Source organism: Ruegeria sp. YTSC199, assembly GCF_059609725.1.
In genome coordinates this window covers 191,966-217,283 of sequence record NZ_JBXWMF010000006.1, presented here as the reverse complement: position 1 = coordinate 217,283, position 25,318 = coordinate 191,966, and the positions used below count along the sequence as shown (strand labels likewise).

The following is a 25,318-nucleotide window of genomic DNA, read 5'->3' as shown; positions in this document are numbered from 1 at the left end:
GTGACCCCAATCAACGACGCGGATTACACTGAATGACTCACCTGCCTGATCCAGACAGCCAACCCGAATTCTATCAATCGGTCGCAACCAAGCGCTTTGTTGCATGGCTTTTTGACATCGCCTTTATCTCACTGCTGTGCATCGTGCCGGTTTTCCTGACCTTCGGCGCGGGGCTGTTCTTTCTGCCGCTGATCTATGGCGTCATCAGTTTCGTCTATCGCGTCGTCACGATTGCCAACGGATCGGCAACGCTGGGGATGCGGTTCATGGGGATCGAACTGCGCGACGCCTTTGGGTCCCGCTTGGATACTGGTAAGGCCGTGGCCCACACTGCCGGGTATTTCATCAGCATGGCGTTTTTCGTGGTTCAGATCATTTCCGTCATAATGATGCTGACCAGCGCGCGCTGTCAGGGCCTGACCGATGCGTTCCTTGGTACGGTAATGATCAACCAGCGAGCATAAAAATCAGCCGATTGAATCACTTGGCGGCTCAAGGAACCGTTGTTATCATCCTATCTCAGGAAACACGGAACCTTCATGCGACACACGCTGCCAATAGCGCCGCAATTCTATGTGACGGCACCCCAGCCCTGCCCTTACCTTGAGGGCAGGATGGAGCGCAAGCTGTTCACCGCCCTGCAGGGCGAAGGGGCCGATCAGCTGAACAACTCACTGTCGCAACAGGGATTTCGCCGGTCTCAGAACGTACTTTACCGCCCGTCCTGCACCGATTGCGCAGCCTGTCTGTCCGCCCGCATCGACGTCTCGGCTTTTCGCCCCAGCAAAAGCCAGAAACGCACCGCCAAACGCAATGCGCACCTGCGGCGCCGGGCAAATTCGCCTTGGGCAACGGATGAGCAGTACGATCTGTTTCGCCGCTATCTCGATAGCCGCCACGCCGATGGCGGCATGGCCGATATGGACGTGTTTGAATTCGCCGCCATGATTGAAGAAACCCCGATCCGCAGCCGCGTGGTGGAATATGCCGACCCCGAAACCGATCAACTGATTGCCGTCAGCCTGACCGACGTTCTGGATGACGGGCTGAGCATGGTCTATTCCTTCTATGACCCGGAACAGCCCCAAAACTCGCTGGGCACCCATATGATCCTCGATCATATCGACATCGCGCGCGAGGCTGGCCTGCCCTATGTCTATCTTGGCTATTGGGTGCCTGGCAGCCCCAAGATGGGATACAAAGCACGTTTCTCGGGGCTTGAGGCCTATATGCAGGGCAATTGGAACCGCGTCGACAATCCGGCTGCATTGGCCGAGGCCAGCCATCACCCCCTCTCTACGGCCCCGATCGCGGAACAGGTAGCAGGCATACAGCTGCCCGACCGCCACCCGACCAAAGGCTGATCTTTCATGCATCAGAGCCTACACGCCGTTACCCTGGTGGTATCGGATTACGATACCGCCATCGCGTTCTACACCCGAACACTGAACTTCACCCTGACGCAGGATATTGATCTGGGCGGCGGCAAACGTTGGGTGCTGGTGACGCCTCCGGGTTCAGCCGGCGCCGCCCTTTTGCTGGCCCGGGCTGACGGTCCGAACCAGACCGCCGCCATCGGCAACCAGACCGGAGGACGCGTAGGCTTCTTCCTGCAAACGGATGACTTTGATCGCGACCACGCCGCAATGCGTGCCAAAGGCGTCCATTTCGAAGAAGACCCAAGAAACGAACCCTATGGCACGGTCGCCGTCTGGTGCGACCCGTTCGGCAATCGCTGGGACCTGATCCAGTTCACCTGATGCACCCGTCCTCTGGGTAATTAATCCCCGGGGTTGAATTGGCCGCAGGCCAAGTAAACGCTGGCCGCTTCCGCAATTCACCAAAGCAAAGGGGGCCGTGCGGCCCCCTTTTTCATTTGATTACGGCGAAACATCAGTTCGGGATCAGATCCGGTACGATGGTCACAATCGACGGGAAGAACCACAGGATCGCAATCCCCACGACCTGAATGATCACGAAGGGCACGATACCGCGATAGATATGGCCCGTCGTCACCTCTTTCGGCGCGACCCCCCGCAGGTAGAACAGCGCAAAGCCGAACGGTGGCGTCAGGAACGAGGTCTGCAGGTTGACCGCCACCATGATCGTCACCCATTTCGGATCGAACGACCCGCCATAGATCACCGGCCCCACGATGGGGATCACGATGTAGATGATCTCGAGGAAATCCAGCACGAACCCAAGAATGAACAGCACCAGCATCACGATCAGGAAGACCGTGAACTCGTTGTCAAAGCTCTTGAGGAATTGCTGGATATAGTGCTCACCCCCGAACGAGATCACCACCAGGTTCAACAGCTGCGAACCGATCAGGATGGTAAAGACCATAGAGGTCACTTTGGCCGTCTCACGCACTACCGGGGTCAGAACCCCGCTGGTGAAAAGGACCCAGCAGCCGTAGATCAGCCCGAACAGCGCATACAAATAGGTTGCATAAGCCAGAACGAAGGCAATCCAGGTTTCGACCGTTACGTTGCCTTGATTGACACGCAGGTCGAAGTTCACACCCAAAACAAGGCAGATGATGACGGCAAATGTCGACCAGATGATCACTTTGCCCGAGCCCCCCTGGTCCTGCAGCTTGCGATAAGCCGCCAGCATGATCGCCCCGCCTGCCCCCAGCGCAGCCGCCGGTGTCGGGTTGGTGATACCCCCAAGGATTGATCCGAGCACTGCGATGATCAGAACCAGCGGTGGGAAGACCACCCGGATCAGATCATTGCTCGAACACCGTATCGCCGCCTCTTTAGATCCGTAGATGGCCAGCGCAAACGGTACCGCCAGCAACAGGAACGTGGCCCCGGATGAGGTCGTCGGCGCAATCAGAACCAAGTCAACCAGCAGCATTAACAACAAGCCAATTGTCCCAACGATAAGTGGCTGCGGCGACTTCGATGGCGCGATACCGCGCCCCATCAGCAGCGTCAGGCCCAGCAGCACCACGACAACGGCGACGCCATTGCCGATCGGAGCAGCAGCCGCGATCTTTGCGTCCAGCGCGGCGGCCAGTTCCTCTTCGCTCAGGCGCGTTGCCTCGGCAGTACCACCCGCCGCGTCAATGGCCTCTTGCTCGGCTACGGCCTGATCCCATGCGGATTGCCCGTGCAGTTCGATCATCGACACTTTGCACTCTTCGGACACGTTGGTACGCAACGAGGCACCAGCGCCGATATCCGAAAACGCAGAGACATTGATGTTCTGGCTGCCAATAACACCGGCGCTGCCCAGCAGAACCGCGCCCACGATCAGCGCGACCGGCGCCCCCAGCAACCAGGTCAGACCCTCGGCACGGGTGATCGGCTCACCACTTCCGCCCGACATCTCAACCGCCGGGGCCTTGTCCGGGTTCAGCAGCGCATAGCCAAACGCATAAAGCGCATAGAGCAAGGCCAGCATGATCCCCGGCAGCAGCGCTGCCTGAAACAGCGTGCCCACTGAGACCACTGCGGGCTCACCCAGGTAGGTCAGCGCGTCGGTGCAACCTGCGTCGACGGCTCGGGTTTCCTGCGCCGTAGAATAAAGGTCACCAGCCAGCGTCCCAAGCAGAACAATCACAATTGAGGGCGGAATGATTTGTCCCAGTGTGCCCGAGGCCGCGATCACACCGGTCGCCAGCTCTGGCGAATAGTTGTTCCGCAGCATGGTCGGCAGCGCCAGCAGGCCCATGGTCACAACGGTCGCGCCCACGATCCCGGTCGAAGCCGCCAGAAACGCGCCCACAACCACGATCGACACGGCCAGACCACCCGGCAGAGGGCCAAAGACGCGCGCCATCGTGGTCAGCAGGTCGTTTGCGATCTTCGAGCGTTCCAGCGTGATGCCCATCAGCACGAACATCAGAACAGCCAGCAGGGTCTCGATGGATTGACCGGCCAGAACGCGTTCGTTGATGCGGTTCACGATGAACGAGACGTTGCGGTCCAGAGCGGTTTCCCAGCCCTGCACAAAGACCGGCTCGGCGATCCTCGGTAAGTCCGGGTATCGGAACACTGACACGGTATCGGGTTTAATCCCTGAATTGACCAGGTCCCGATAGGCTTGTGATCCTGTATCAATCGCCTGATGGATCAGCAGTCCGCCACTGTCCAAGGCCGCGATGATCCCGAATGAGATGATACCGGCCCCGCCGATGGCAAACGCCACCGGGAACCCGGATAGGATGCCTCCAAAGAGGCAGAAGAATACGATAATGAGGCCTATCTCGACGCCATCAAGTCCGAATAACATAGTCTGGGTCTCCGTCCCTAATGTGCGCCTTCGTAGGCTTCTTCACCCTCGCCAAGGCTGTCCTTGTCGAGGTATTTTCCAACGCTGTCCTGTCCTTCCACGTATTCCAGATACGACCGGTACAGGAAGGCGATCGCGTGCAGGAACACCATCGCCGCGAAGGCGACCAGAAGGATTTTGAACAGGAAGTAGGCGTTGAACCCGTTGGGGCTGAACCCGATGGTTTCCACGTTCCAGCGCAGCGCGCGGGACTTCATGACCAACCGGTCCAACGCGTCACTGGCCGAGGGTTTCGGCACGATCAGGTGCCGCCACATGAAATACCAGCCGTACATCCAGACCAGCACGGCGATGGGCATCATGAACAGCAAAGACCCCAGCATATCGACAACACGCTTGGCCCTGTGGCTGATCCCGGCATAAACCAGATCGACGCGCACGTGACCGCCCTGAACGAAGGTGTAGGTGCAGCACAGGCACACGACCATCGCGTTATAGAGCTTCAACTCTTCGGCGTACCAACTGATGTCCTGACTGAACGGAATGCCCAGACCAAAGGACATATCCGGTCGGGCAAACACCCGTTGCATAAAGACAATAACGATTTGCTGAACCACCATCAGCAGGCCCGCCCAGGCAAAGAAACGCCCGGTAGTGTTGGCGAACCCCTCAAGGACGCGCACCATCCCCCACATGAAGCTCCGGTAGTAGAGCCCGATGGCGGTCAGAACCAGAAAGAAGGTGAATACCACAAAGAAGAACTCGACCGAGCCACCGTAGTAGACAAAGCGCATGATCGCTTCTTTGTCCGACCAGTTCAGCCAGAGTTGCGGATGCGTGATGGCGTATCCGAAATTATAGAAGGCTTCGGCAATGCTCTGAACGAACCACACCAGTCCGTTCCACAGGGCGCCGAAGAACGAGATACCGTTTTCGTCCTGCATGTTGTCCCCAGGTCGTATCGGTTGCACTGCTGATATTCGCGGCTTTGTCCGAACCACGAATGTGCAACGGGAATGGTTTCCCCGCTATTGCGGGGAAACCAGTCTAGCATAGTTCAGGCAATTAGCCGCGAACGCGGTTACGCTGCGTGGTGTAGACACCCGACGACAGGTCCAGCCAGCCAGCCGACGAGGTCGAGGACGCCACTGCGCTGTCGTGGATTTTCTTAAACAGGTCGTCGCCCATGTTCTCGTCCAGCACTTCCTGGCTGGCCGCACCGAACGCATCCCAAACGCTGTCCGGGAATTCCATGACCTTGACGCCACCCGACTGCAGACGCTGCAGCGCTGCACCGTTGTTGGCCAGGAATTGCGCCAGGTTCCACTGGTGTGCTTCGCCCGCTGCGATTTCGATGATCTTCTGTTGAGCGGGTGTCAGGCTGTCGAACACATCGCGGTTGGTTGCCAGCGATAGGCCTGCGTTCGGCTCGTGGAAACCGGCGGTGTAGTAAACCTTGGTGATTTCCTGGAAACCGGCCTTTTCGTCGGCCCACGGACCGATCCACTCGGTGCCGTCGATCGCGCCCGAGGACAGCGCCTGATACACTTCCGATCCCGGAATGTTCTGTACCGATGCGCCCAATTTACCCAGAGCTTTACCGCCCAGACCCGGCATACGGAACTTCAGGCCGTTGAAGTCATCGGGGCTATTGATCTCTTTCGAGTACCAGCCGCCCGCCTGCGCTCCGGTGTTGCCGGCCAGGAACGACTTCAGACCAAAGATCTGGCCCAGCTCGTCATGCAGCTCCATGCCGCCATCCTGATAGTACCAGTTCACCATTTCCTGCGCGGTCATGCCGAACGGAACAGCGGTGAAGAAGGCATAGCCCGGATGCTGACCGACAAAGTAATAGTCAGCCGCGTGGTACATGTCTGCCTGGCCCGACGATACGGCGTCAAAAACCTCAAACGCACCAACCAGTTCGCCGGCGGCCTTGATGTCGACGGTTAGGTTGCCATCGGACATCGCGGTGATGCTGTCGGCGCAACGCTGCGCGCTGTCGAAAACACCAGCCAGACCACGACCCCACGAGGTCACCATGGTCAGCGTGCGCTTGCCCTGCGCATAAGCCGGAGCCGCCAGCGTGGTGGCCGCAGCTGCCGAGCCGCCCAGAGCAGATGTTTTCAAAAATGAACGACGATCCATATGAGTGTTCCTCCCCTACATATTCTAAACCCGGACAAAATCCGGGCGCGGTCGTTGTCAGTGCGCGTCAGACTAAGGGGCAGGTTCTGAATGTGAATACCTATTACTGCGTAGACGGTCGGGTTTTTCGGGCTCCAGCGACTGAAAACGCCTGAATTACCAAGAATTTCTAAAATTTTTGGCCAATCTAAAGCGCGTGTGGCCAAAAATTTTGCATTTTCCTGCGCGCTTGCGTATCGATTCGACCATGAGGGGATTCCGAAATCTGATTTCGCTGACCTACGGCCAGAAACTATCGCTGGTCGCGGCCATTCCGTTGGTTGTAGCGGTTGCCGCCATTGCACTGCTGGTGGCATACGAATCCCGCGCAACAGCCGAGCGTGAGATTCAGGCGCTGGAACGCAGGTTGATCGAAGCGAAAAAAGAAGAGCTTCGGAACTACGTCACACAGGCGCGGAATGGGTTCGCTTATATTTACGGGCGCGCTTCCCCAGATGACGCGATTGCAAAGAACCTGGTAACGCAGATCCTGTCCGCAATGATCTACGGGAAAGACGGGTTCTTTTTCGTCTATGACTATGACGGCAAAAACCTCGTCAGTCCGCGCCAGACCGAATTCATCAATCGCAACTGGGAAGGTCTGACCGATAGCGACGGTACACCCATCGTGGACGAATTCATCAGCCTCGCCCGTCAGGGCGGCGGCTGGCACAGTTTCATGTGGCAAAAGCCTTCGACCGGGGAAGAAGCGCAGATGATCGCCTACGTCGTCGGTCTGCAGGATTGGCAATGGGCTGTCGGCACCGGCGTCTTCATCGACGATATCGTGGCGACCGTCGCCAATGCCCGGGCCGAGGTCGAGGCCCGCGTACAACGCACCTTCATGTATATTGGGGGTATCGTTCTGGCCGCCGTGCTGATTGTCTTTGCCTCGGGCATGTTGCTGAATGTACGCGAACGACGGCTGGCGGATGCCAAGCTCAAGGAACTGACTCAGCGGGTTTTTGACGCGCAAGAGGAAGAGCGCGGCCGCGTGGCGCGCGAATTGCACGACGGGATCAGCCAAATTCTTGTCGGGGTTCGTTACGCGCTGGACAACACAAGGCGACGGCTGGATCGCGGAGACGATGATGGCGCCCGCGCGCCCTTGGACAAAGGCATCGACCACCTCGGCACCGCAATCACCGAGGTCCGCCGCATCAGCCGCGATCTGCGCCCCGGCGTCCTGGACGATCTGGGCCTCGGCCCCGCCCTTAAAACGCTGACCGACGATTTCCGAGAACGCACCGGGATCGAGACCGAGTTCACGACCGTGGTATTCCGAAACCGTCTGGATCAGGACAGCAAGATCGCCCTGTACCGCATCGCGCAAGAGGCCCTCACGAACATTGAACGCCACTCTGGCGCGACCCGTGTTAATATCGACCTGCGCGGCCACAAAAAAGGCGCCACGATGCGCATCACCGACAACGGTCGGGGTTTGCCCAACGGACAGGGCCAGACCAGCACCGGGATCGGATTGCGCAACATGCAGGAACGTATCGAACAGCTTGACGGCTCCCTACGCATTCTGTCATCACGCGGTCCGCGTGGCGGCACCGTTATCGAGGCCAGCCTGCCGCTCAGCCACCTGCTCCCGCCGCGGGAAGATTCATCTCCGAACCGAAAGGCCGGCACATGACTATCCGAGTTCTCATTGTAGACGATCACCCGATGGTGGCCGAAGGGATCCAGTCGATCCTCGAAAGCTATCCGGAAATCGCAGTGGTCGGCACACTCGGCACTGGTCAGGACGCGGTTGACCAGGCTACAGACCTTTCCCCTGATGTCATCCTGATGGACCTTAACATGCCCGGTCTGGGCGGTCTCAGCGCAACCGAAATGATCCTCGAGCGCCTGCCCGACACCCGAATCCTGATCCTGTCGATGCATGACAGCCCGGAGTATATCTCGACCGCGCTCAGCCACGGTGCCAAAGGCTACGTGCTGAAAGACGTCCCAACAGACGAGATCAAACAGGCCATCGATGCTGTGATGCGCGGCGAGCAATACCTTTGCACCGGGGCAAGTGGATCACTGGAACCCAAGCAAGACAGCACACGCGAAGCGCTGACGGGGCGCGAACAGACGATCCTGCTGGAACTGGCACAGGGCAAATCCAACAAAGAGGTCGCCCTGGCACTGGAAATCTCGGTGCGCACGGTTGAAACCCACCGCAAGAACATCAAACGCAAGCTGGGGATTTCCTCCACCGCCGGCCTGACCCGCTACGCTCTTGAACATGGGGTACTGCAAGGCACCAGCCCAGGCTTCTAAGCGCACCCGCAGCGCGGCACGCGCTGCCCGGCCCAACCTGCGGAGATGCGCCGCAGGCGCTTTGACAGAGGGCGGGAGCGCCTAACCTCTCGGGCGGATGTCCTGACCAAAAAACACCAGCGTGCCATCCTCGTCGATGACATGAAACTCGCGTTGCTGATAGGGCTGATCAAAAGGTGGGCGCACCCGTCCCTTGGGCAGGTCTGCCAATCGCTTACTTAGGTTCTCGTACAGTTCGTCGATCCCGTCCACGTCAATGTAAAACGACTGATCATCCCCTAGCGGCAGGCCATCGTCGCGCGGCGGGCATTCCAGCAACCGGATGGCTACAGAGCCCAAAGACAGGAACGCGTAATTGCCCTGCCGGAAACCGCAGGAAAACCCCAAACGGTCGCAATAGAATAAAATCTGCTTCTGCAAGGATGAACACAGAACAAAAGGCGTTAGCTGCAATATCTCTGGCACTAGACCCTCCCGCCGCTGAAAAACACGGTCTCAGCTTAGCACATCTTAGTCCAGCAACTGATCCTTTCTCAGCCCTTCTCGTTCATGATGACGCGGCAAAACCCGCCCATAGAGTTGCTGCGTGCGTTCAACACTGCCGCACATCCCCTCGGCCTCGACAAACGAGAATATCCCGACATAGCGACTGCGCGCGCCCTCTACCGGAGCCACCCGGTGCAACGCATACCGCCCCTTGAAGATTTGCAGATCACCCGGCTGCAGTTCTAGCTCACGCACTCTCGACATATCCCCGTCCAGTATGGACACCACTTCTTTGAAATTCTCTTTCACAGCGGTTCTCAGATTCGGGACATACTCAAATGCTCCCCCGGCCTCACCGTTCTGAATGGCCAAAGTGACGGTGTAGTTGTTGGTATCGAAATGCCACGGGAACCCCTGCCCCTCTTCCACCACGTTGATGATCACATCGGCCAGTGGATCGTCATAGCGAAAGAACCGGTCGTCAGTTTCATTCAGAGCGTCACGTATAAACGGCATGAAGCCCTCGAACTCATAAATGCGACGCAATGGACCGGTTTGGGGAAAGTTATCCGCCGGAACAAACGCGTTCGAGCGGTCGAAGAAACGGCGTATCGGGTGGCCGATCCCAAAGCTTGGATCATCCTTTGTGAAATAGGCGTTTGTCCTGTTGAAAGACCGGTGCGCCCGGGGCGCGACACCGACCGCCTCTTTGACCAGCGCTTCAAGCCCCGCCTCATGGACAAACCCCGGCAAAACCGCGCACCCGTCCTCCTCCAGATCCCGCCGCAGATCCGAAATCAACTGATCATAGGCGCGTGAGCCCGGGCAATCGATGGGATATCGACCAAGATCCACCAAATCCGCCAGCATAACCCGCCTCCCTGATTGCACTCTTTAAGATCAGGGTGCCTCAGGCACTGGAGGGTCTCATGTCAGTTTAAGACATTGCCTTGACGTAATCTGACAAGTCCAATTTCAGATTCTCACCCTCCCCGCAGGTCCCAATTGGCGGATATTCCCAACCTGCGTCAATCTGCGCAATAAAATGTCGCAAAATCCACCCATCAGGTTACAAAATTGGTGCAATTGCCTGTTGACGCCCCGTCGCACCGCTCATAATGTCCCTGCACGCAAAAAAGGAGCCTCTGGCGATGAAAGCGCTAGTCGTAATCGTAGGAACCACGCGCATGGGCCGGTAACGGCAAACCATAATCGAACCCATGCGCCTCCGAAAATCTCGGGGGCTTTTTTTATGCGAAACGCAAGACACATGTCGCGAACGGAGCAAAGCAGATGACACGTGAGATGACCGGCGCAAAGATGGTAGTTCAGGCCCTCAAGGATCAGGGCGTGGACACGGTATTCGGATACCCCGGCGGCGCCGTGCTACCGATCTATGATGAGATTTTTCTGCAGAACGACATCCGTCACATTCTGGTGCGGCATGAACAGGGCGCGATTCACGCCGCCGAAGGCTATGCGCGATCGACCGGCAAACCCGGCGTTGCACTGGTGACATCCGGCCCCGGCGCGACCAATGCGGTGACGGGTCTGACGGATGCATTGCTGGATTCGATCCCAATCGTCGTTCTGACCGGACAGGTCCCGACCTTCATGATCGGCTCTGACGCCTTTCAGGAAGCTGACACCGTTGGCATCACCCGCCCCTGCACTAAACATAACTGGTTGGTGAAGGACACGGACTCGCTGGCCGATACCATTCACGAGGCGTTCCACGTTGCCACCTCGGGCCGCCCCGGTCCGGTGCTGATCGACGTTCCCAAGGACGTGCAGTTTGCCTCGGGCGAATACTCGCCGCCCAAACCCTCGACCTCGCACTATCAGCCGGTTCTGAAAGGCGATCTGGAAGAGATCACCGAACTGGTCGCAGCCATGGAGACGGCAAAGAAACCCGTCTTCTACACCGGCGGCGGTGTCATCAACTCGGGACCGGCGGCCAGCCAGTTGCTGCGTGAACTGGTGGACGCAACCGGATTCCCGATCACCTCGACCCTGATGGGTCTGGGCGCCTATCCGGCATCGGGTGAGAACTGGCTGGGCATGCTGGGGATGCACGGGTTGTACGAAGCCAACCTCGCGATGCATGACTGCGACCTGATGATCAATATCGGCGCGCGGTTCGATGACCGGATCACTGGTAGAATCGATGCGTTCTCACCGAATTCGAAGAAGGCGCATATCGACATCGACCCGTCGTCGATCAACAAGGTCATCCGCGTCGATATCCCGATTGTAGGTGATGTGGGCCATGTACTCGAAGACGTCCTCAAGGTCTGGAAGGCGCGCGGTCGCAAGACCGATGCGGCCGCCGTCAAGCAGTGGCAAGCGCAGATCAGCGACTGGCGTAAGGTCAACTGCCTCGCCTACACCAACAGCGAAAAGACTATCAAGCCACAATACGCGCTGCAACGTCTTGAAGAGCTGACCAAAAACCACGACCGTTACATCACCACAGAGGTTGGTCAGCACCAGATGTGGGCGGCGCAATATCTCGGGTTCGAAGATCCCAACCGCTGGATGACGTCGGGCGGCCTGGGCACGATGGGCTATGGCTTCCCTGCCTCTGTTGGCGTGCAGATGGCGCATCCTGAAGCTCTGGTGATCAACGTGGCCGGTGAAGCCTCGTGGCTGATGAACATGCAGGAAATGGGCACCGCGGTTCAGTACCGCCTGCCGGTGAAACAGTTCATTCTGAACAACGAACGTCTGGGCATGGTCCGCCAGTGGCAGGAGCTGTTGCATGGCGAGCGGTACTCGCAATCGTGGTCCGAAGCCCTGCCCGATTTCGTCAAGCTCGCCGACGCGTTTGGCGCCAAAGGCATCCTGTGTTCCGATCCCGCCGATCTGGATGACGCGATCATGGAGATGCTCAACTATGACGGTCCGGTGATCTTTGACTGTCTGGTTGAAAAGCACGAGAATTGCTTCCCCATGATCCCGTCGGGCAAAGCACATAACGAAATGCTGCTGGGCGAGGCCGAAACGCAAGGCGTGATCGATTCCAAGGGTTCGGTTCTGGTTTAAAGTCGACGAATTTCGTCGGGCGCCCTGCGCGCCCGACACCACACGGATGATGAAAGGGACGTAAATGTCTGCCCTACATATCAAAAAAGGCTCCACTCGCCACTCGGCCTATAACCTACGGCCCACCTTCTCGGACGTTCAGGAACGCCACACGATTGCGGTTCTGGTCGAAAACGAACCCGGCGTTCTAGCCCGCGTGATCGGGCTGTTCTCGGGTCGAGGTTACAATATCGAAAGCCTGACAGTGGCTGAGGTCGACCACACCGGGCATCTCAGCCGCATCACCATCGTCACCACCGGCACGCCGCAGGTGATCGAACAGATCAAGGCGCAGTTGGGCCGTATCGTGACGGTTCACGACGTTCATGACCTGACCGTCGAAGGAGACGCGGTCGAGCGTGAACTGGCAATCATCAAGGTGGTCGGTGCTGGCGACAAGAGGGTCGAAGCGCTGCGACTGGCCGATATCTTCCGCGCCAACGTGGTCGATAGCACGCTGAACTCCTTCATCTTTGAAATCACCGGTGCACCGGACAAGATCGACGCATTTGCCGATCTGATGCGCCCGCTGGGCCTGGTCGAAGTTGCCCGTACCGGCGTCGCGGCCCTGCTGCGCGGCGAGTGAGTTTTGCCCCACCCTTTCGGCGCGTCCGGTAAGGGTGGGGGAAATTCCGTCGCCCATCGAATTTGGCCACCGTGACCATGCCTGGTACAATAAAGCCCAAAAGATCACGCAAAACAAAATAAAGCCTATTGCGTTTATGGCATTGAACGTTAGCCTCAGGTTAAGACGTGGCGTTGGGATGCGCCCGTTCGTGTCATCTGTACGATTTCTACGTAGTGTCGCCCTGTCGGTCGATCACGTTGCGTATATCGAAACAAGTCGCGAGAACCTGAGGCGCCTATGACCAATTCCATCCGAAACCCGGACGAGCTGCGCCGTATGTTCGGTGCGAACCTCAGGCTTCTTGCACAACAATACACGTCGGTATCCGAACTCTGTCGGCAACTCGGGATCAACCGCACGCAATTCAACAGATACCTTGGTGGCGAAAGCTTTCCCCGCCCCGACGTGCTGGACCGTATCTGCCGTTTCTTCGAAGTCGACGCCCGTATTCTGCTGCGGCCACTGAACGAGATTGACCACGCACCAAAGCACCCCGCTGCCTCGGCCTTGACCGATTTTCTGGGTTCTGGTCCGGCGACGTTGACCGAAAGCCTGTTCCCGGCCGGGTTTTACTATGCCACCGAAACCGAGCTGGACGAAACGCAGCCTTCGCGGCACAGGCTGTTTCACGCGCGCCGACTGCCGCAATGTACGCTGGTGCGTGGATACGAGCCGCGTCCCGGAATGCCCGGAGCCGCCCCGAACGACCGCGAGGTTCAGGGGATAGCCGCCTGCGCCGGGCGGCAGATCTATATCCTGATGTCCAGCCGGGCATCGCAGAACAGCCGGATCTATCTGGTGACGCGCGGGTCGGGCGAATATTCGGACCGGTGGCGCGGCGTTGCGATCTGCCTGTCGAAAACCACTGCCAACGCCACAACGACCCGACGGATTCTGCTGCGCCATCTGGGCGAAAACCCCTCGGCGATACTGGCGGCGGCGCGCACCGCACGCCGCTCGGAAAGACCTGTTCACCAGGCCGCCGGTTAATTCATCCCGCACCCTGATCGGACGACTGTGTGATCAACCGGTACAGATGCCAGCTTGCGTGACCCAACAGTGGCAACACGATCAACAGGCCCAGAAACCACGGGATCATCGCCACAAAGGTCAGGATCGCGATGAATGCAGCCCAGACCAGCATCACACCCAGATGGTCCCGTACATAGGCAAAGCTGGCGATCATGGCGGTCACGAAATCCAGTTCACGGTCCAGCAACATCGGTATCGAAAGCACGGTGATCATATACAGGATCGTCGCAAACACCGCACCCACTGCGGTTCCCACAGCCAGCATCGTCAGCCCGTTGGCGGTGAAATACACTTCCAATGACGTCGAGACATTGGTCATCGTCGACAGTCCCATGAACAGGGCAAAAATCATGTGGCCCAGAAAGAACCAGAACAAAAACATCACCACGATGATCGCGCAGATCGAGGGCAACTGTCGCCGCCCTTGCTGCATGACAACGCCGAAAATAGCGCTGAGATCCAAAGGATCCCCTTGCTCCAGCCGATGCGACACCTCATACAGCCCCACCGCAGCGAAAGGCCCCAAAAGGGGAAACCCGATCGCCGCAAGCACCAGCCAGTACGAGGTTCCCGTCTGCACCGTAACCCAGGCGATCGCCCACCCCGCCAGCACATAGAAAGCGGCAAACAACAAGCCAAAAACCGGAGCGCGCCGGAAATCGACCCAGGCCCTGCGCAGCGCTTCGCGCAGCATTCCCATGTCCACCGGCCCCATGTCCGGAACGCCGAAGGGTTTGTCCATTATGTCTCTCCTCCCTTGCCGGCCCTGAAATCAAGCCGGTCGTTTTTGCGGCCACCCGGTTGCGGCGTGATAGGCCGCACCGATTGACAGGATACGTGGGTCCGATCCGTGCGGGCCAAAGACCTGCATCCCCATCGGCATTGCCTCGGCTCCGAAGCCGACAGGCACTGAAAGGCATGGCAAGCCGATAAGACTGACCGGCACCATGACCTCCATCCAACGATGATAGGTATCCATCTCTGTCCCGGCGATATCCGTCGGGTAAGGCGTTTCAATCTCGAACGGCCAGACCTGCGCTGACGGCAGGATCAGCGCGTCGTAGTTCTGAAACAGGTCTACCGCACTTCGGAACCACTCTGATCGTGTGACGCTGGCCTCGTGCACTTGCATCGCAGTCAGGGCCAGCCCCCGGTCCAGTTCCCACTGTGCGGTGTCTTTCAACACCGCCCGTTGTTCCGTCAACTCCGCAAGGCCGGCGGCGACACTCCACGCACGCAACGTGATCCAACTGTCCCAAATCCGGCCAACCGCGAAAGGCGCAGCAATCGGAACAACCTCGACCCCAAGTTGCGTAAACACATCCAGCGCGTCCCGGCATAACTCGCGAATGCCGTCCTGAAAAGGATATGCCCCACTCCAATCATCCAGCCAACCGATCCGCATGCCGTGCATATCGGCAGCCTGAACCGGCGACACTGCTTGGCTTTTGTTCCCAATAGGTTGCCGCGAATCCGGCCCCGAGATCACATCCAGCAACAGGCCCAGATCCTCGGGGCTGCGCGCCATGGGGCCAAGCGTGGACAGTTGATGCAGATACCCGTCGCCCACAGGCTCGGACGGCACCCGCCCCCAGCTTGGCCGAAACCCGTAAACATTGTTCCACGCGGCCGGATTACGCAAACTGCCCATCATGTCGGACCCGTCCGCCAAGGCGACCATCCCGGTCGCCAGCGCAACAGCCGCACCGCCTGACGACCCACCACAGGTCCGCGCCGAGTTATAGGGGTTGCGCGTCGCCCCATAGACCGGATTAAAGGTATGAGACCCCAGCCCGAACTCCGGCACATTGGTTTTGCCAATCAGTATCGCCCCCGCCGCCCGCATCCGCGCGGCAATCAGGTCATCGTTCTGCGGCACATTATCTTTAAAAATGGGCGAACCCTGAGAGGACACGATCCCCGCAACACTGACCAGATCCTTGACCGCAATCGGCAGCCCATGCAGAGGCCCCCGGTTTGGCCCGGTATCCAATGCACGTGCCTCGGCCAGCAAATCATCCGGATCGCGCAAGGCAACAATGGCATTTGCCGACCCGTTGACCGAGTCGATCCGCGCTAAAGTCTGCTGCATCACTTCTACTGCTGACAACCGCCCTGCGGCGATCGCGTTCAACAAGTCAATTGCAGTCGTTTGGCTTAGATCCATCCCTGGCTCATGCCTCCTCGGGGATCAGCCTAGCCGGGGCACTTCTCTATTTAAACCCACTGTTTGAATACATCTTTTGACAAAGATCACCGACGATCAACAGGTCTTTTGGCCGAACCTCAAGTTGCTGTCGGGCCCAAGGAAATATTTCAAACACAGAAGGATCGACAAGAGGCTGAGAATAAGCCACGCACCACCCCACAGCATGGTGGTGCCGCCGAATTCCTCGGCCAACATATACGCGTCCGAGCGTATGCCAGAACGGCGGATCGTGTCGTCAAAAATATCATAGGGAACATAGATCATGCTGGTCAGTCCGATGATCCGCAGAAACAGATCACATAGCGGTCGACTCAGATACCACCCCATGGCGCACATCCCAACACCAACAACACCACAGAACAGCATCGCAAATGGCTCGCGGACATAAAGTAGGGTCACCAACAGCATGACCCCGCCGAAACCGCCCAGCACGGCCCGGTCCCAATGCGTGCGCAGCGCAATGAACAAGAGCCCCATGCCAAGTGCCAATGATCCGAGATAGCCCGCCGACAGGGTCAGAAAGCGATTGCCACCTCGGGCCATCACAAGCCCACCCTGTCGCGGAGAAATGGTGAAGCTTTCCACCGATCCGCCAGTTACGACAACCACGATAGCGTGCGAAAGCTCGTGCAGGAAAACGACAAGAATCTTCAGCGGAAGCACGACCGGAGTATGCCAGAGCGCAAACACCAACGTGACAATCACGATCAGTTGCCAGTGGCCTTTGATCATGCTCATCACTTGTATCCCGCAGGTTTGCAGTTAGCCTTCGCCCTGCGCCTCGGACCGGCTTTTGCCTGCCACGTTCAACGCCAGCGTTGCCGCCATGAACCCATCCAGATCACCGTCCAGCACCCCTTTGGTGTCCGAGGTTTCATGGTTAGTGCGCAAATCCTTGACCATTTGATAGGGCTGTAAAACGTAAGAGCGGATCTGGTTGCCCCAGCCTGCATCGCCCTTTGCCTCATGCGCCGCGTTTATGTCGGCATTGCGACGGTCCAGCTCTTGCTGATACAAACGAGATTTCAGCGCCTTCATCGCGATATCCCGGTTCTGGTGCTGCGATTTCTCAGACGAGGTCACGACAATCCCGGTCGGAATGTGCGTGATCCGCACCGCCGAGTCCGTAGTGTTCACGTGCTGACCGCCCGCACCGGACGAACGATAGGTATCGATGCGAATATCGGACGGGTTCACCTCGATCTCGATATTGTCATCTACCACCGGATAGACCCAGACCGAGCTGAACGAGGTGTGCCGCTTGGCCGCCGAGTCATAGGGCGAAATACGCACCAGCCGGTGCACACCGCTTTCGGATTTCAACCAACCATAGGCGTTATGGCCGGAAATCTTGTAGGCCGCGGATTTTATCCCCGCCTCTTCGCCTGAGGTCTCAGATTGCAGCTCGACCGTATAGCCCTTCTTCTCAGCCCAACGCACATACATCCGCGCCAGCATCGAGGCCCAGTCACAGCTTTCCGTACCACCGGCACCCGAGTTGATCTCGAGGAAGGTGTCGTTACCATCCGCCTCGCCGTCCAGCAGCGCCTCAAGCTCTTTCTTGGCGGCTTTAGCGCCCAGTTTTTTGATGGCTTCCTCGGCGTCGGTGACGACCTCTTCGTCCTCTTCCATCTCGCCCAGTTCGATCAGCTCAATATTGTCGCTGAGATCGGTCTTGATAGATTCATAGGTCTCGATGGCATCAACCAGTAACTGACGCTCGCGCATCAGTTTCTGCGCGTTTTCGGGGTTGTCCCACAGGTTGGGGTCCTCGACACGCGCGTTGAACTCCTCAAGACGATGAGGCGCGGTTTCATAGTCCATACGCTGCGCCAGCAACTCCAGTGACTTTTCGATTTCTGTCACAGTATTCTGGGTTTCGGCGCGCATGGTCTTGTTCCAACTAGATCAATCAGGCCTGCGTGATAGCAAGAGGTTTAGGCCACCACAAGACAGCGGAGACCCTAAACATTTCTGTTGTCAGTAAAGGCCGCCAGTTGAAAGATCGCCCTGGCTTGCATTGGGCCCAACCGTGACGGTGTTACCGGTCGACGTGGTGACCTGACGACCCGAGCTGGCTTCCTCGAACAGCGGCAGATCTGATCCCATGGCGAAACCACCGTCATAGACGCGGTCGATAAAGCCATCGACGCCATCGCGGAAATACTCGGCCACGACATAGTCGCCGGTCGCATCCGCAGGTAGGCGTGCGCCGCTAAAGCGGTCGATTTTGATGAAGTGGCCACCCTCGGGCACTTCAAACGGGCCGCCACCGTATTTCTCGACCGCTGTTTCCATAAAGCTCTGGAACACCGGGCCGCACATGGTGCCACCGTAGGCCCCCCGCCCCATCGGGCGCGGACGATCATAACCGATGTAACAGCCCGCCACGATGTTCGAGGTAAACCCGATGAACCACGCATCCTTGGATTCGTTGGTCGTTCCGGTCTTACCCGCGGTCGGCACGGGCAAATTGACGACACGGGATGCGGTACCGCGATCCACCACGCCCTTCATCATCGAGGTCAGCTGATAGGCGGTAATCGCGTCCATGACCTGAGAGCGGTTGGTCTCGATGGTCGGGGATTCATCCGGTTCCAGCCAGGCCGAGTTGCAATCCAGACACTCGCGGTCGTCGTGACGATAGATCGTCTTGCCGAACCGGTCCTGAATACGGTCGACCAGAGTGGGTTCGACCCTTTCTCCGCCATTTGCGAACATCGCGTAGGCGGCAACCATCTTATACAGCGTCGTCTCTTCCGACCCCAACGAGTTGGCAAGAAACGCGCCCATCCGGTCATACACGCCGAACCGTTCCGCATATCCCGCAACAACCGGCATCGTGACCTCTTGTGCCAGACGGATGGTCATCAGGTTCCGCGACTGTTCGATCCCGGTGCGCAGAGGCGTCGGGCCGTAAAACTTGTTTGTCGAGTTCTTGGGCCGCCACAAACCCTGCGGTGTATTCACCTCGATCGGGGCGTCCACAACGATGGTCGCAGGGCTATAGCCGCTGTCCAGCGCGGCGGCGTAAACGAAGGGCTTAAAGCTCGACCCCGGCTGACGCTGAGCCTGTGTAGCGCGGTTAAACACCGAGTCCTGATATGAAAATCCGCCCTGCATCGCCAAAACACGACCCGAGTTCACGTCCATCGCGACAAAGCCGCCTTGCACTTCGGGCACCTGACGGGCGGACCACTGCCCCTCTTCCTCCGCCATCACCAGAATGACGTCGCCGCGCTTGAAGTTGGCCACGAAATCGCCCTGCATCCATTTGATGTCCGACCGCGGGATGACACCATCCGCCGGTCCATCCTCGATGCCCACGGTCAGCGACTGTTCGGCCACGTTCAGAACCACCGCCGGGTACCATTGCGTCGGTAGTACCACATCGCGCGGGATATCCATGATCGCCAGCGCGTCACGCCACTGGGTTTCATCGGCCAGTTTTTCCTCGGGGATCACCTCACCCGTGCCGCGCCATTTGCCACGCGAACGGTCGTATTTCTGCAAGGCCGTACGCAGGGCCTTGGCTGCCTCGACCTGCATTTCCTCATCGACCGAGGCGCGGACGGTGAAGCCGCCGGTAAAGAACTCACCCTCGCCGAAATCCTCGCTCAACTGGCGGCGGATTTCGTCAGTGAAGTAATCGCGCGGCGGCAGTGCGGTGCGGAAGCTTTCGAAGTCGCCATTCTGGACCGAACGCAGCGGCATCTCGACCTCGGCGTCATAGGTCGCCTGATCGATATAGCCGTTCTGACGCATCTCCCGCAGAACATAGTTGCGGCGGTTCTGCAGGCGTTCTTTTTGCCGCACCGGATGGTAGTCCGAAGGCGCCTTGGGCATCGCGGCCAGAGTCGCGGCCTCATGCGGGGCCAGTTCCTGCAACGTCTTGTTGAAATATGTCTGTGCAGCGGCGGTCACGCCATAAGAGTTTTGGCCCAGGAAAATCTCGTTCATATAGAGTTCGAGGATCTGTTCCTTGTCCAGCGTATCCTCAAGCCGCGTGGCGAGGATAATCTCTTTGATCTTGCGCTCGGCGCGGCGGTCACCGGACAGCAGGAAGTTCTTCATGACCTGCTGGGTAATCGTGGACGCACCGCGAACGTTTTCCCCCTTGGACTTCACAGCCTCGACCCCTGCGGCGATGATACCGCGCGGGTCATAGCCCTGATGACTATAGAAGTTCTTGTCCTCGGCCGAGATGAATGCCTGTTTCACCAGATCGGGTATCTCCTCGGACGGTGTAAACAGACGGCGTTCCTGCGCGAATTCGTCGATCAACTGTCCTTCACCCGAGTAAATCCGGCTGATCGTAGGCGGCTTGTACTGCGCCAGCGATTCATGGCTGGGCAGGTCGCGGCCATACATCCAGAACACCGCGCCGATTACCAACGCGGCCATGAAGATACCCAAGGTGACGAGGCTGAAGATCGCCCCGAAAACGGAAAGAATGAAACGGATCACGTTGCTGCCTTTTACTCGCGCTGCCGTCTATATAGGGATGCCTCGGCGCAGGGTCAAAACACGATGGCCAATATTAGCCGGTTTGTGCCGCAGGGTCACTGGCCAATCAGGGACCGTTTGACCAGATCATCCTGCCGCCATTGCTCCAACCCATTCAGGATACCGATTGCCGTACCTTTGCGCCATTCGGGATTTTGTATATTTTTCAAGTCTCTGGGACTGGACAGAAATCCAAGCTCGATCAGCACAGACGGAATATCTGCGGCCTTAAGAACCGAAAATGACGCCGAGCGGATCGGTCGGCTGTTCATGGGCCCGCCCTGCTGCGCCATTCCATCAGCCAACGACAGCGCCAAAGCGTCCGTGCGCGGCTTTGTTTCTTGCCGTGCAATGTCAAGCAGGATGTCTGTCACCTGATCGTCCGCGCCGTTCAAATCAACGCCCGAGATAAGGTCGCTCCGATCATGGCGCTCGGCCAACTTTTGGCTCGCAACATCCGAGGCTTCCTCGGATAACGTGTACACTGCAGCCCCATGCGCGCGCCCATCCAAAAGGATATCCGCGTGCAGAGAAATAAACACATCTGCCTGCGCCCGATGCGCCAGCGCGATGCGGCGTTCCAGACTGACGAAATGGTCATCCACTCGGGTCAATACCACCTGATAACCCCCTGCCCGCAAAAGCGTTTCTCGCAGTTCGCGTGCGAAAACCAGCATCAGGGTTTTCTCATTCGTTCCCCCGGCTTCGGCTCCCGGATCAATCCCGCCATGACCGGGGTCAAGCATCACCAGTAACTGGCCCGAGCCGTCGCGACCGGGTCTCGCCGGTGTCACCGCAGGTTCCGGCAGGTCCCAGCCCGGTTGACGCGGAGCTCCGGCACCGGCGGCAAAACTGTCGAAATCGGTGCCTCTCAGGCCAAGCGACAAATGCGCCGTTCCTGTAACCTCATCCACTCTCAGATCCGATGTGTCCACTGCCAGCGGCGCACCAAGCTCCAGCACCATGCGCGACCAGCCCGGAACGTAGGCCCCGAACTGCACGCCGCTGATCCGGTCGGTCTGTAGGAAGGCTTCGGCGTCCAAACCGGTCCAGTCGACCTCCTGAAAATCCAGCACCATGCGGTAGGGATCGCGCAGGGTGAAGACTCGGTACGGCACCCCCTGACTGAGCCCAAGCTCAACCCGAACGCCCGCGCGGCCGTCATCGGTGATGCGGCTTTGATCAGGTACCACGCGCGCAAGCGCATTGAAGTCCTGCGCATATGCAGTACCGATCAGCGCCCAGATCAGCGCGATGGTGTAGAGAATCCTGCTCATGGCCTCAAGTTTTCCCGAGATCGTTTGGCCGCCAGCCTACCCGACCCGTGCGGTTTTGTGAACGCCCTAGGCCTGCTCGGTGATCGCACCGCGTTCGGCCATGAATCGACGCAGCCGCAACAGGCCTTCCTCGATATCCTCAGACGACCGCGCGTAGGAAAACCGCAGCGTGTGGTGCCCGCGCGCCGGGTCGAAATCCAGACCCGGCGTAACGGCGACCCCGGCCTTGTCCAGAATTTCGGCCGCAAAGGCGCGGCTGTCATCGGTCAGCTTGGAAACATCCGCGTAGACGTAGAAGGCCCCATCCGGTGGAGCGATATTCGTGAATCCGGCCTTGGGCAACCCGTCCAGCATCAGCCTGCGGTTGCGGCGGTAGACGTCGAGATTGGCCTGCAACTCATCTTCGCAATCCATCGCGGCCAGCGCGGCCACCTGACTGGCGTGCGGAGCGCAGATGAACATGTTCTGGGCGATGCGCTCAACCACGCGCACCTGATCTTCGGGCACGACCATCCAACCCACGCGCCAGCCGGTCATCGAAAAATACTTGGAGAATGAGTTGATCACATAACAGTCGTTCGTCAGTTCCAACGCAGTGACGGCTTTGGCCTCGTATTCCAGACCGTGGTAAATTTCATCGCTGATGAACGAGGCTCCCTGCCCCTGCGCCGCCTCTATCAGCGTACCCATCGCTGCATGGTCCAACATCGTTCCAGTCGGGTTGGCAGGCGACGCCACCATCAGACCCTGCAGGTCGAGCCCGGAGAAATCCGCGGGCACCGGCTGCAGACGGTTTTGCGGCGCGGTCGGCAGATCGACCGGCACCAGGCCCAACGCCTTGAGAATCTGCCGGTAAGACGGATAACCCGGCGCGCCGATTCCCACACGATCCCCGCTGTCGAACAGCGCCGTAAAGGTCAGCAAGAACCCGCCCGACGACCCCGGCGTGATCACCACGCGGTCGGGGTTCAGATCAACATCGTACCACTCGCCGTACAACCGTGCGATCCGTTGCCGCAGCGCAGGCAAGCCCAGTGCAACCGTATAGCCCAGCGGGACTTGTTCCATCGCCTTGGCCAAAGCGGCGGTTGCCCCCTTGGGCGCGCCGGTTCCGGGCTGTCCGACCTCCATATGGATGATGTGGCACCCGGCCTCTTCGGCCTTGCGCGCGGCCTCCATCACATCCATCACGATGAAGGGATCGACCCCGGATCGGGTTGAGTTTCTCATGCCCATCTCCCATGTTGCAGCCATGGCTTTTGAACGCTTATCCAGGGTGGCGTCAATCCCGGCCCTGTTACTGGTGGCAGTGACATGGTTGACAAGTGCTGTGCCATCGACCGCGCAAAGCCTGATCCGGGACCCAGATATCGAACACGGGCTACGTGAACTGGCCTTTCCCGTTCTGCGGGCGGCCGGACTGAACACCAACCGGGTCCGGATCCTGGTGGTCAATGACAGCACGTTCAACGCCTTCGTGATCGACTACGGCGCGATCTATGTGAATTACGGGTTGATTCTGACTGTCGAAAGCCCCGAGATGCTGCAGGCCGTCATCGCTCACGAGGCCGCCCATATCGCCAATGGACATCTGGCCCGAAGGGTGGAAAACCTGCGCGCGGCGCAGCGAAATGCAGGATTGGGCACCGCGCTTGCGCTGATAGCGGCCGCCGCTGGCGGTGGCGAGGCCGCGGCGGGCATTGCGGCAGGAACCCAAAGCGCCGCGTTGCGCAGCTTTCTGGGACATACACGGGCCGAGGAATCCTCGGCCGACCAGAGCGCCGCCAGCTATCTCAGACGGGCTGGCATCTCGCCCAGTGGCATGGTGGCTCTGCACCGCAAGTTCGCGGGTCAGGAATTGCTGAGCACCGTCAACCAAGACCCCTATATGCGGTCTCACCCAACCAGCCGGGAACGACTGCGCGCCGCCGAGGCGTTTATGGAACAATTCAGGGACAGGGCGCAGCCAAACCCGAATGCCGATTACTGGTTCGCCCGCGTCAAAGGCAAATTGTCCGCGTTCCTGCGGTCGCCGGGCTGGACCCTGCGACGCGCAAAGGAAGAAAGCGCAGAGGATATCCGCCTGATGCGCGAGGCCGCAGCCCATCACCAAAACCGCGATCTGGCAAGGGCGCGCGCGGCGATAGACGCAGCGCTGGCCATTCGCCCGAACGATCCGTTCTATTACGAACTCAAAGGCCAAATTCTGTTGGAAAACCGGCAGGTACAAGAGGCGGTTGCTGCCTACGGCGACGCGGTTGAAATGGCCCCGTACGACGCCTTGATTCTTGCCGGTTACGGCCGGGCCATGTTGGCGCAGGGCCAGACGAAGAACGCCCTGCAAATACTTGAAAAAGCAAGGCAGAGAGACTACCGAAATGCCCGTCTGATGCAGGACCTTGGGGTCGCATATGCGAAGGTCGGGAACAATGGCATGGCCTCGGCCGTGACCGCAGAACGATATGCCTTGCAGGGCCGGATGGCCGACGCGGGCATCCATGCAAAACGCGCCGTCAGGCAATTGCCCGAAGGGTCACCGGGTTGGCAACGGGCTCAGGATGTGCTGATTGCATCGGAACGCGCAACGAAAGCGAAAAGGAAACGGAAATGATCCTCAGACATGCAGCACCCGCCCTTCTGGGGCTTTCCATGATCACCGGACCGGCACAGGCGCTGGACCTGAATGCACTCAGCGCGGCTGAAAAGGCCGAGTTTGGCAAACAGGTGCGCGAGTACCTTCTGGAAAACCCTGAGGTGATTATTGAAGCGATCGACATCCTCGAGCAGCGCAACGCAGTTGCCGAGGCCGCAGCAGACAAGGAACTGGTTCAGGCCAATGCTGACGAATTGTTCAATGACGGATACAGCTGGGTTGGTGGCAATCCGGACGGCGACATCACTCTTGTCGAGTTTATGGACTATCGTTGCGGATACTGCCGCCGGGCCGTGCCCGAAGTAGCCAGCCTGCTGGCAGAAGACGGCAATATCCGCCTGGTGATCAAGGAGCTTCCGATTCTGGGCGAAGCTTCGGTCATGTCCTCGCGCTTTGCTGTCGCCACGAAACAAGTTGCTGGCGACGATGCATATAAACAGGTCCACGATGCGCTGCTCGAATTCAGCGGAGAACCGACCGAGGTCACCTTGCGCCGCATCTCAGACGGCCTTGGGCTGGACAGTGACGCGATCATCGCGGCAATGAACAGCGACGAGGTGACCGAGGAAATCGCACAGACCCGCGCTCTGGCGCAGCGGATGAATATCTCTGGCACGCCGTCCTTTGTGCTGGGTACCGAAATGCTGCGCGGCTTTCTTCCCGCCGCACAAATGCAGCAGATCGCCGATGGTGTGCGCGCGGATCAGAGCTGATGGATTTGGGGCGGTCTG

The 25,318-nt window shown here is 58.9% G+C and carries 22 protein-coding genes; 10 read left to right on the top strand and 12 right to left on the bottom strand.

The window, feature by feature from the left end:
• Nucleotides 1-32 precede the first annotated feature (32 nt).
• From AC2FEE_RS08170 to AC2FEE_RS08160, 3 genes are all read left to right on the top strand, one after another.
• Complete coding sequence (locus AC2FEE_RS08170; protein WP_496864339.1) at nt 33-464, top strand: RDD family protein; 432 nt, start codon at nt 33-35, stop codon at nt 462-464.
• A 75-nt stretch (nt 465-539) separates the two neighbouring features.
• Nucleotides 540-1,364 carry an arginyltransferase gene (locus AC2FEE_RS08165; protein ID WP_480593561.1) on the top strand — a complete coding sequence of 275 codons (825 nt, stop codon included), beginning with the start codon at nt 540-542 and terminating at the stop codon, nt 1,362-1,364.
• A 6-nt stretch (nt 1,365-1,370) separates the two neighbouring features.
• The gene (locus AC2FEE_RS08160) at nt 1,371-1,760 is read left to right on the top strand and encodes a VOC family protein (protein WP_496864337.1); all 390 of its coding nucleotides are present in this window, start codon (nt 1,371-1,373) and stop codon (nt 1,758-1,760) included.
• Nucleotides 1,761-1,893: 133 nt separating this feature from the next.
• Here AC2FEE_RS08160 and AC2FEE_RS08155 read toward each other — a convergent pair whose 3' ends face one another.
• The 3 genes from AC2FEE_RS08155 to AC2FEE_RS08145 all read right to left on the bottom strand — a co-directional run bounded on the left by AC2FEE_RS08155 (nt 1,894) and on the right by AC2FEE_RS08145 (nt 6,396).
• A complete protein-coding gene (locus tag AC2FEE_RS08155) occupies nt 1,894-4,248 on the bottom strand; it encodes a TRAP transporter large permease subunit (protein ID WP_496864335.1) in 2,355 nt (784 codons plus the stop codon).
• Between the two features lie 17 nt (nt 4,249-4,265).
• Nucleotides 4,266-5,192: a TRAP transporter small permease subunit gene (locus AC2FEE_RS08150; RefSeq protein WP_496864333.1), complete on the bottom strand. Its 927-nt coding sequence runs from the start codon at nt 5,190-5,192 to the stop codon at nt 4,266-4,268.
• 121 nt (nt 5,193-5,313) lie between these two features.
• Nucleotides 5,314-6,396, bottom strand: coding sequence for a TRAP transporter substrate-binding protein (locus tag AC2FEE_RS08145; protein ID WP_496864331.1), 1,083 nt, complete (start codon nt 6,394-6,396; stop codon nt 5,314-5,316).
• Between the two features lie 247 nt (nt 6,397-6,643).
• On the opposite strand from AC2FEE_RS08145, the gene AC2FEE_RS08140 reads away from it, so the two are divergent.
• Both AC2FEE_RS08140 and AC2FEE_RS08135 read left to right on the top strand, forming a co-directional pair.
• Nucleotides 6,644-8,077, top strand: coding sequence for a cache domain-containing protein (locus AC2FEE_RS08140; RefSeq protein WP_496864329.1), 1,434 nt, complete (start codon nt 6,644-6,646; stop codon nt 8,075-8,077).
• A complete protein-coding gene (locus AC2FEE_RS08135) occupies nt 8,074-8,712 on the top strand; it encodes a response regulator transcription factor (RefSeq protein ID WP_496864327.1) in 639 nt (212 codons plus the stop codon). The genes AC2FEE_RS08140 and AC2FEE_RS08135 overlap by 4 nt, the downstream gene beginning before the upstream one ends.
• An 81-nt stretch (nt 8,713-8,793) precedes the next feature.
• On the opposite strand, the gene AC2FEE_RS08130 is transcribed toward AC2FEE_RS08135, so the two are convergent.
• Both AC2FEE_RS08130 and AC2FEE_RS08125 read right to left on the bottom strand, forming a co-directional pair.
• Complete coding sequence (locus tag AC2FEE_RS08130) at nt 8,794-9,177, bottom strand: bleomycin resistance protein (protein WP_496864325.1); 384 nt, start codon at nt 9,175-9,177, stop codon at nt 8,794-8,796.
• 45 nt (nt 9,178-9,222) lie between these two features.
• A complete protein-coding gene (locus AC2FEE_RS08125) occupies nt 9,223-10,068 on the bottom strand; it encodes a HalD/BesD family halogenase (protein WP_496864323.1) in 846 nt (281 codons plus the stop codon).
• Nucleotides 10,069-10,491: 423 nt separating this feature from the next.
• Between AC2FEE_RS08125 and AC2FEE_RS08120 the strand changes: the two genes are divergently transcribed.
• The 3 genes from AC2FEE_RS08120 (at nt 10,492) to AC2FEE_RS08110 (ending at nt 13,900) form a co-directional block, all read left to right on the top strand.
• Nucleotides 10,492-12,243 carry an acetolactate synthase 3 large subunit gene (locus AC2FEE_RS08120; protein ID WP_496864321.1) on the top strand — a complete coding sequence of 584 codons (1,752 nt, stop codon included), beginning with the start codon at nt 10,492-10,494 and terminating at the stop codon, nt 12,241-12,243.
• Nucleotides 12,244-12,307: 64 nt separating this feature from the next.
• Nucleotides 12,308-12,868, top strand: a complete 561-nt coding sequence (gene ilvN, locus AC2FEE_RS08115) for an acetolactate synthase small subunit (RefSeq protein ID WP_170349013.1) — start codon at nt 12,308-12,310, stop codon at nt 12,866-12,868.
• 279 nt (nt 12,869-13,147) lie between these two features.
• The gene (locus AC2FEE_RS08110; RefSeq protein ID WP_496864319.1) at nt 13,148-13,900 is read left to right on the top strand and encodes a helix-turn-helix domain-containing protein; all 753 of its coding nucleotides are present in this window, start codon (nt 13,148-13,150) and stop codon (nt 13,898-13,900) included.
• Between the two features lies 1 nt (nt 13,901).
• Here AC2FEE_RS08110 and AC2FEE_RS08105 read toward each other — a convergent pair whose 3' ends face one another.
• The 7 genes from AC2FEE_RS08105 to AC2FEE_RS08075 all read right to left on the bottom strand — a co-directional run bounded on the left by AC2FEE_RS08105 (nt 13,902) and on the right by AC2FEE_RS08075 (nt 23,164).
• Complete coding sequence (locus AC2FEE_RS08105) at nt 13,902-14,684, bottom strand: DUF2189 domain-containing protein (RefSeq protein ID WP_496864317.1); 783 nt, start codon at nt 14,682-14,684, stop codon at nt 13,902-13,904.
• Nucleotides 14,685-14,714: 30 nt separating this feature from the next.
• Complete coding sequence (locus AC2FEE_RS08100; protein ID WP_496864315.1) at nt 14,715-16,109, bottom strand: amidase; 1,395 nt, start codon at nt 16,107-16,109, stop codon at nt 14,715-14,717.
• A gap of 96 nt (nt 16,110-16,205) precedes the next feature.
• Nucleotides 16,206-16,889: a M50 family metallopeptidase gene (locus AC2FEE_RS08095; RefSeq protein WP_496864313.1), complete on the bottom strand. Its 684-nt coding sequence runs from the start codon at nt 16,887-16,889 to the stop codon at nt 16,206-16,208.
• A gap of 24 nt (nt 16,890-16,913) precedes the next feature.
• Nucleotides 16,914-18,041, bottom strand: coding sequence for a peptide chain release factor 2 (gene prfB, locus AC2FEE_RS08090; protein WP_496864311.1), 1,128 nt, complete (start codon nt 18,039-18,041; stop codon nt 16,914-16,916).
• Between the two features lie 90 nt (nt 18,042-18,131).
• Nucleotides 18,132-20,618 carry a penicillin-binding protein 1A gene (locus AC2FEE_RS08085; RefSeq protein ID WP_496864309.1) on the bottom strand — a complete coding sequence of 829 codons (2,487 nt, stop codon included), beginning with the start codon at nt 20,616-20,618 and terminating at the stop codon, nt 18,132-18,134.
• Nucleotides 20,619-20,713: 95 nt separating this feature from the next.
• Nucleotides 20,714-21,934 (bottom strand): N-acetylmuramoyl-L-alanine amidase, encoded by a 1,221-nt coding sequence (locus tag AC2FEE_RS08080; RefSeq protein ID WP_496864307.1) that lies wholly within the window; start codon nt 21,932-21,934, stop codon nt 20,714-20,716.
• A gap of 66 nt (nt 21,935-22,000) precedes the next feature.
• Nucleotides 22,001-23,164 carry a pyridoxal phosphate-dependent aminotransferase gene (locus AC2FEE_RS08075; RefSeq protein WP_496864305.1) on the bottom strand — a complete coding sequence of 388 codons (1,164 nt, stop codon included), beginning with the start codon at nt 23,162-23,164 and terminating at the stop codon, nt 22,001-22,003.
• On the opposite strand from AC2FEE_RS08075, the gene AC2FEE_RS08070 reads away from it, so the two are divergent.
• Nucleotides 23,163-24,545 (top strand): M48 family metalloprotease, encoded by a 1,383-nt coding sequence (locus AC2FEE_RS08070; protein WP_496864303.1) that lies wholly within the window; start codon nt 23,163-23,165, stop codon nt 24,543-24,545. The genes AC2FEE_RS08075 and AC2FEE_RS08070 overlap by 2 nt on opposite strands.
• Nucleotides 24,542-25,300: a DsbA family protein gene (locus tag AC2FEE_RS08065; RefSeq protein ID WP_496864301.1), complete on the top strand. Its 759-nt coding sequence runs from the start codon at nt 24,542-24,544 to the stop codon at nt 25,298-25,300. Before AC2FEE_RS08070 ends, AC2FEE_RS08065 begins: the two co-directional genes overlap by 4 nt.
• The last annotated feature ends 18 nt before the right edge of the window (nt 25,301-25,318 follow it).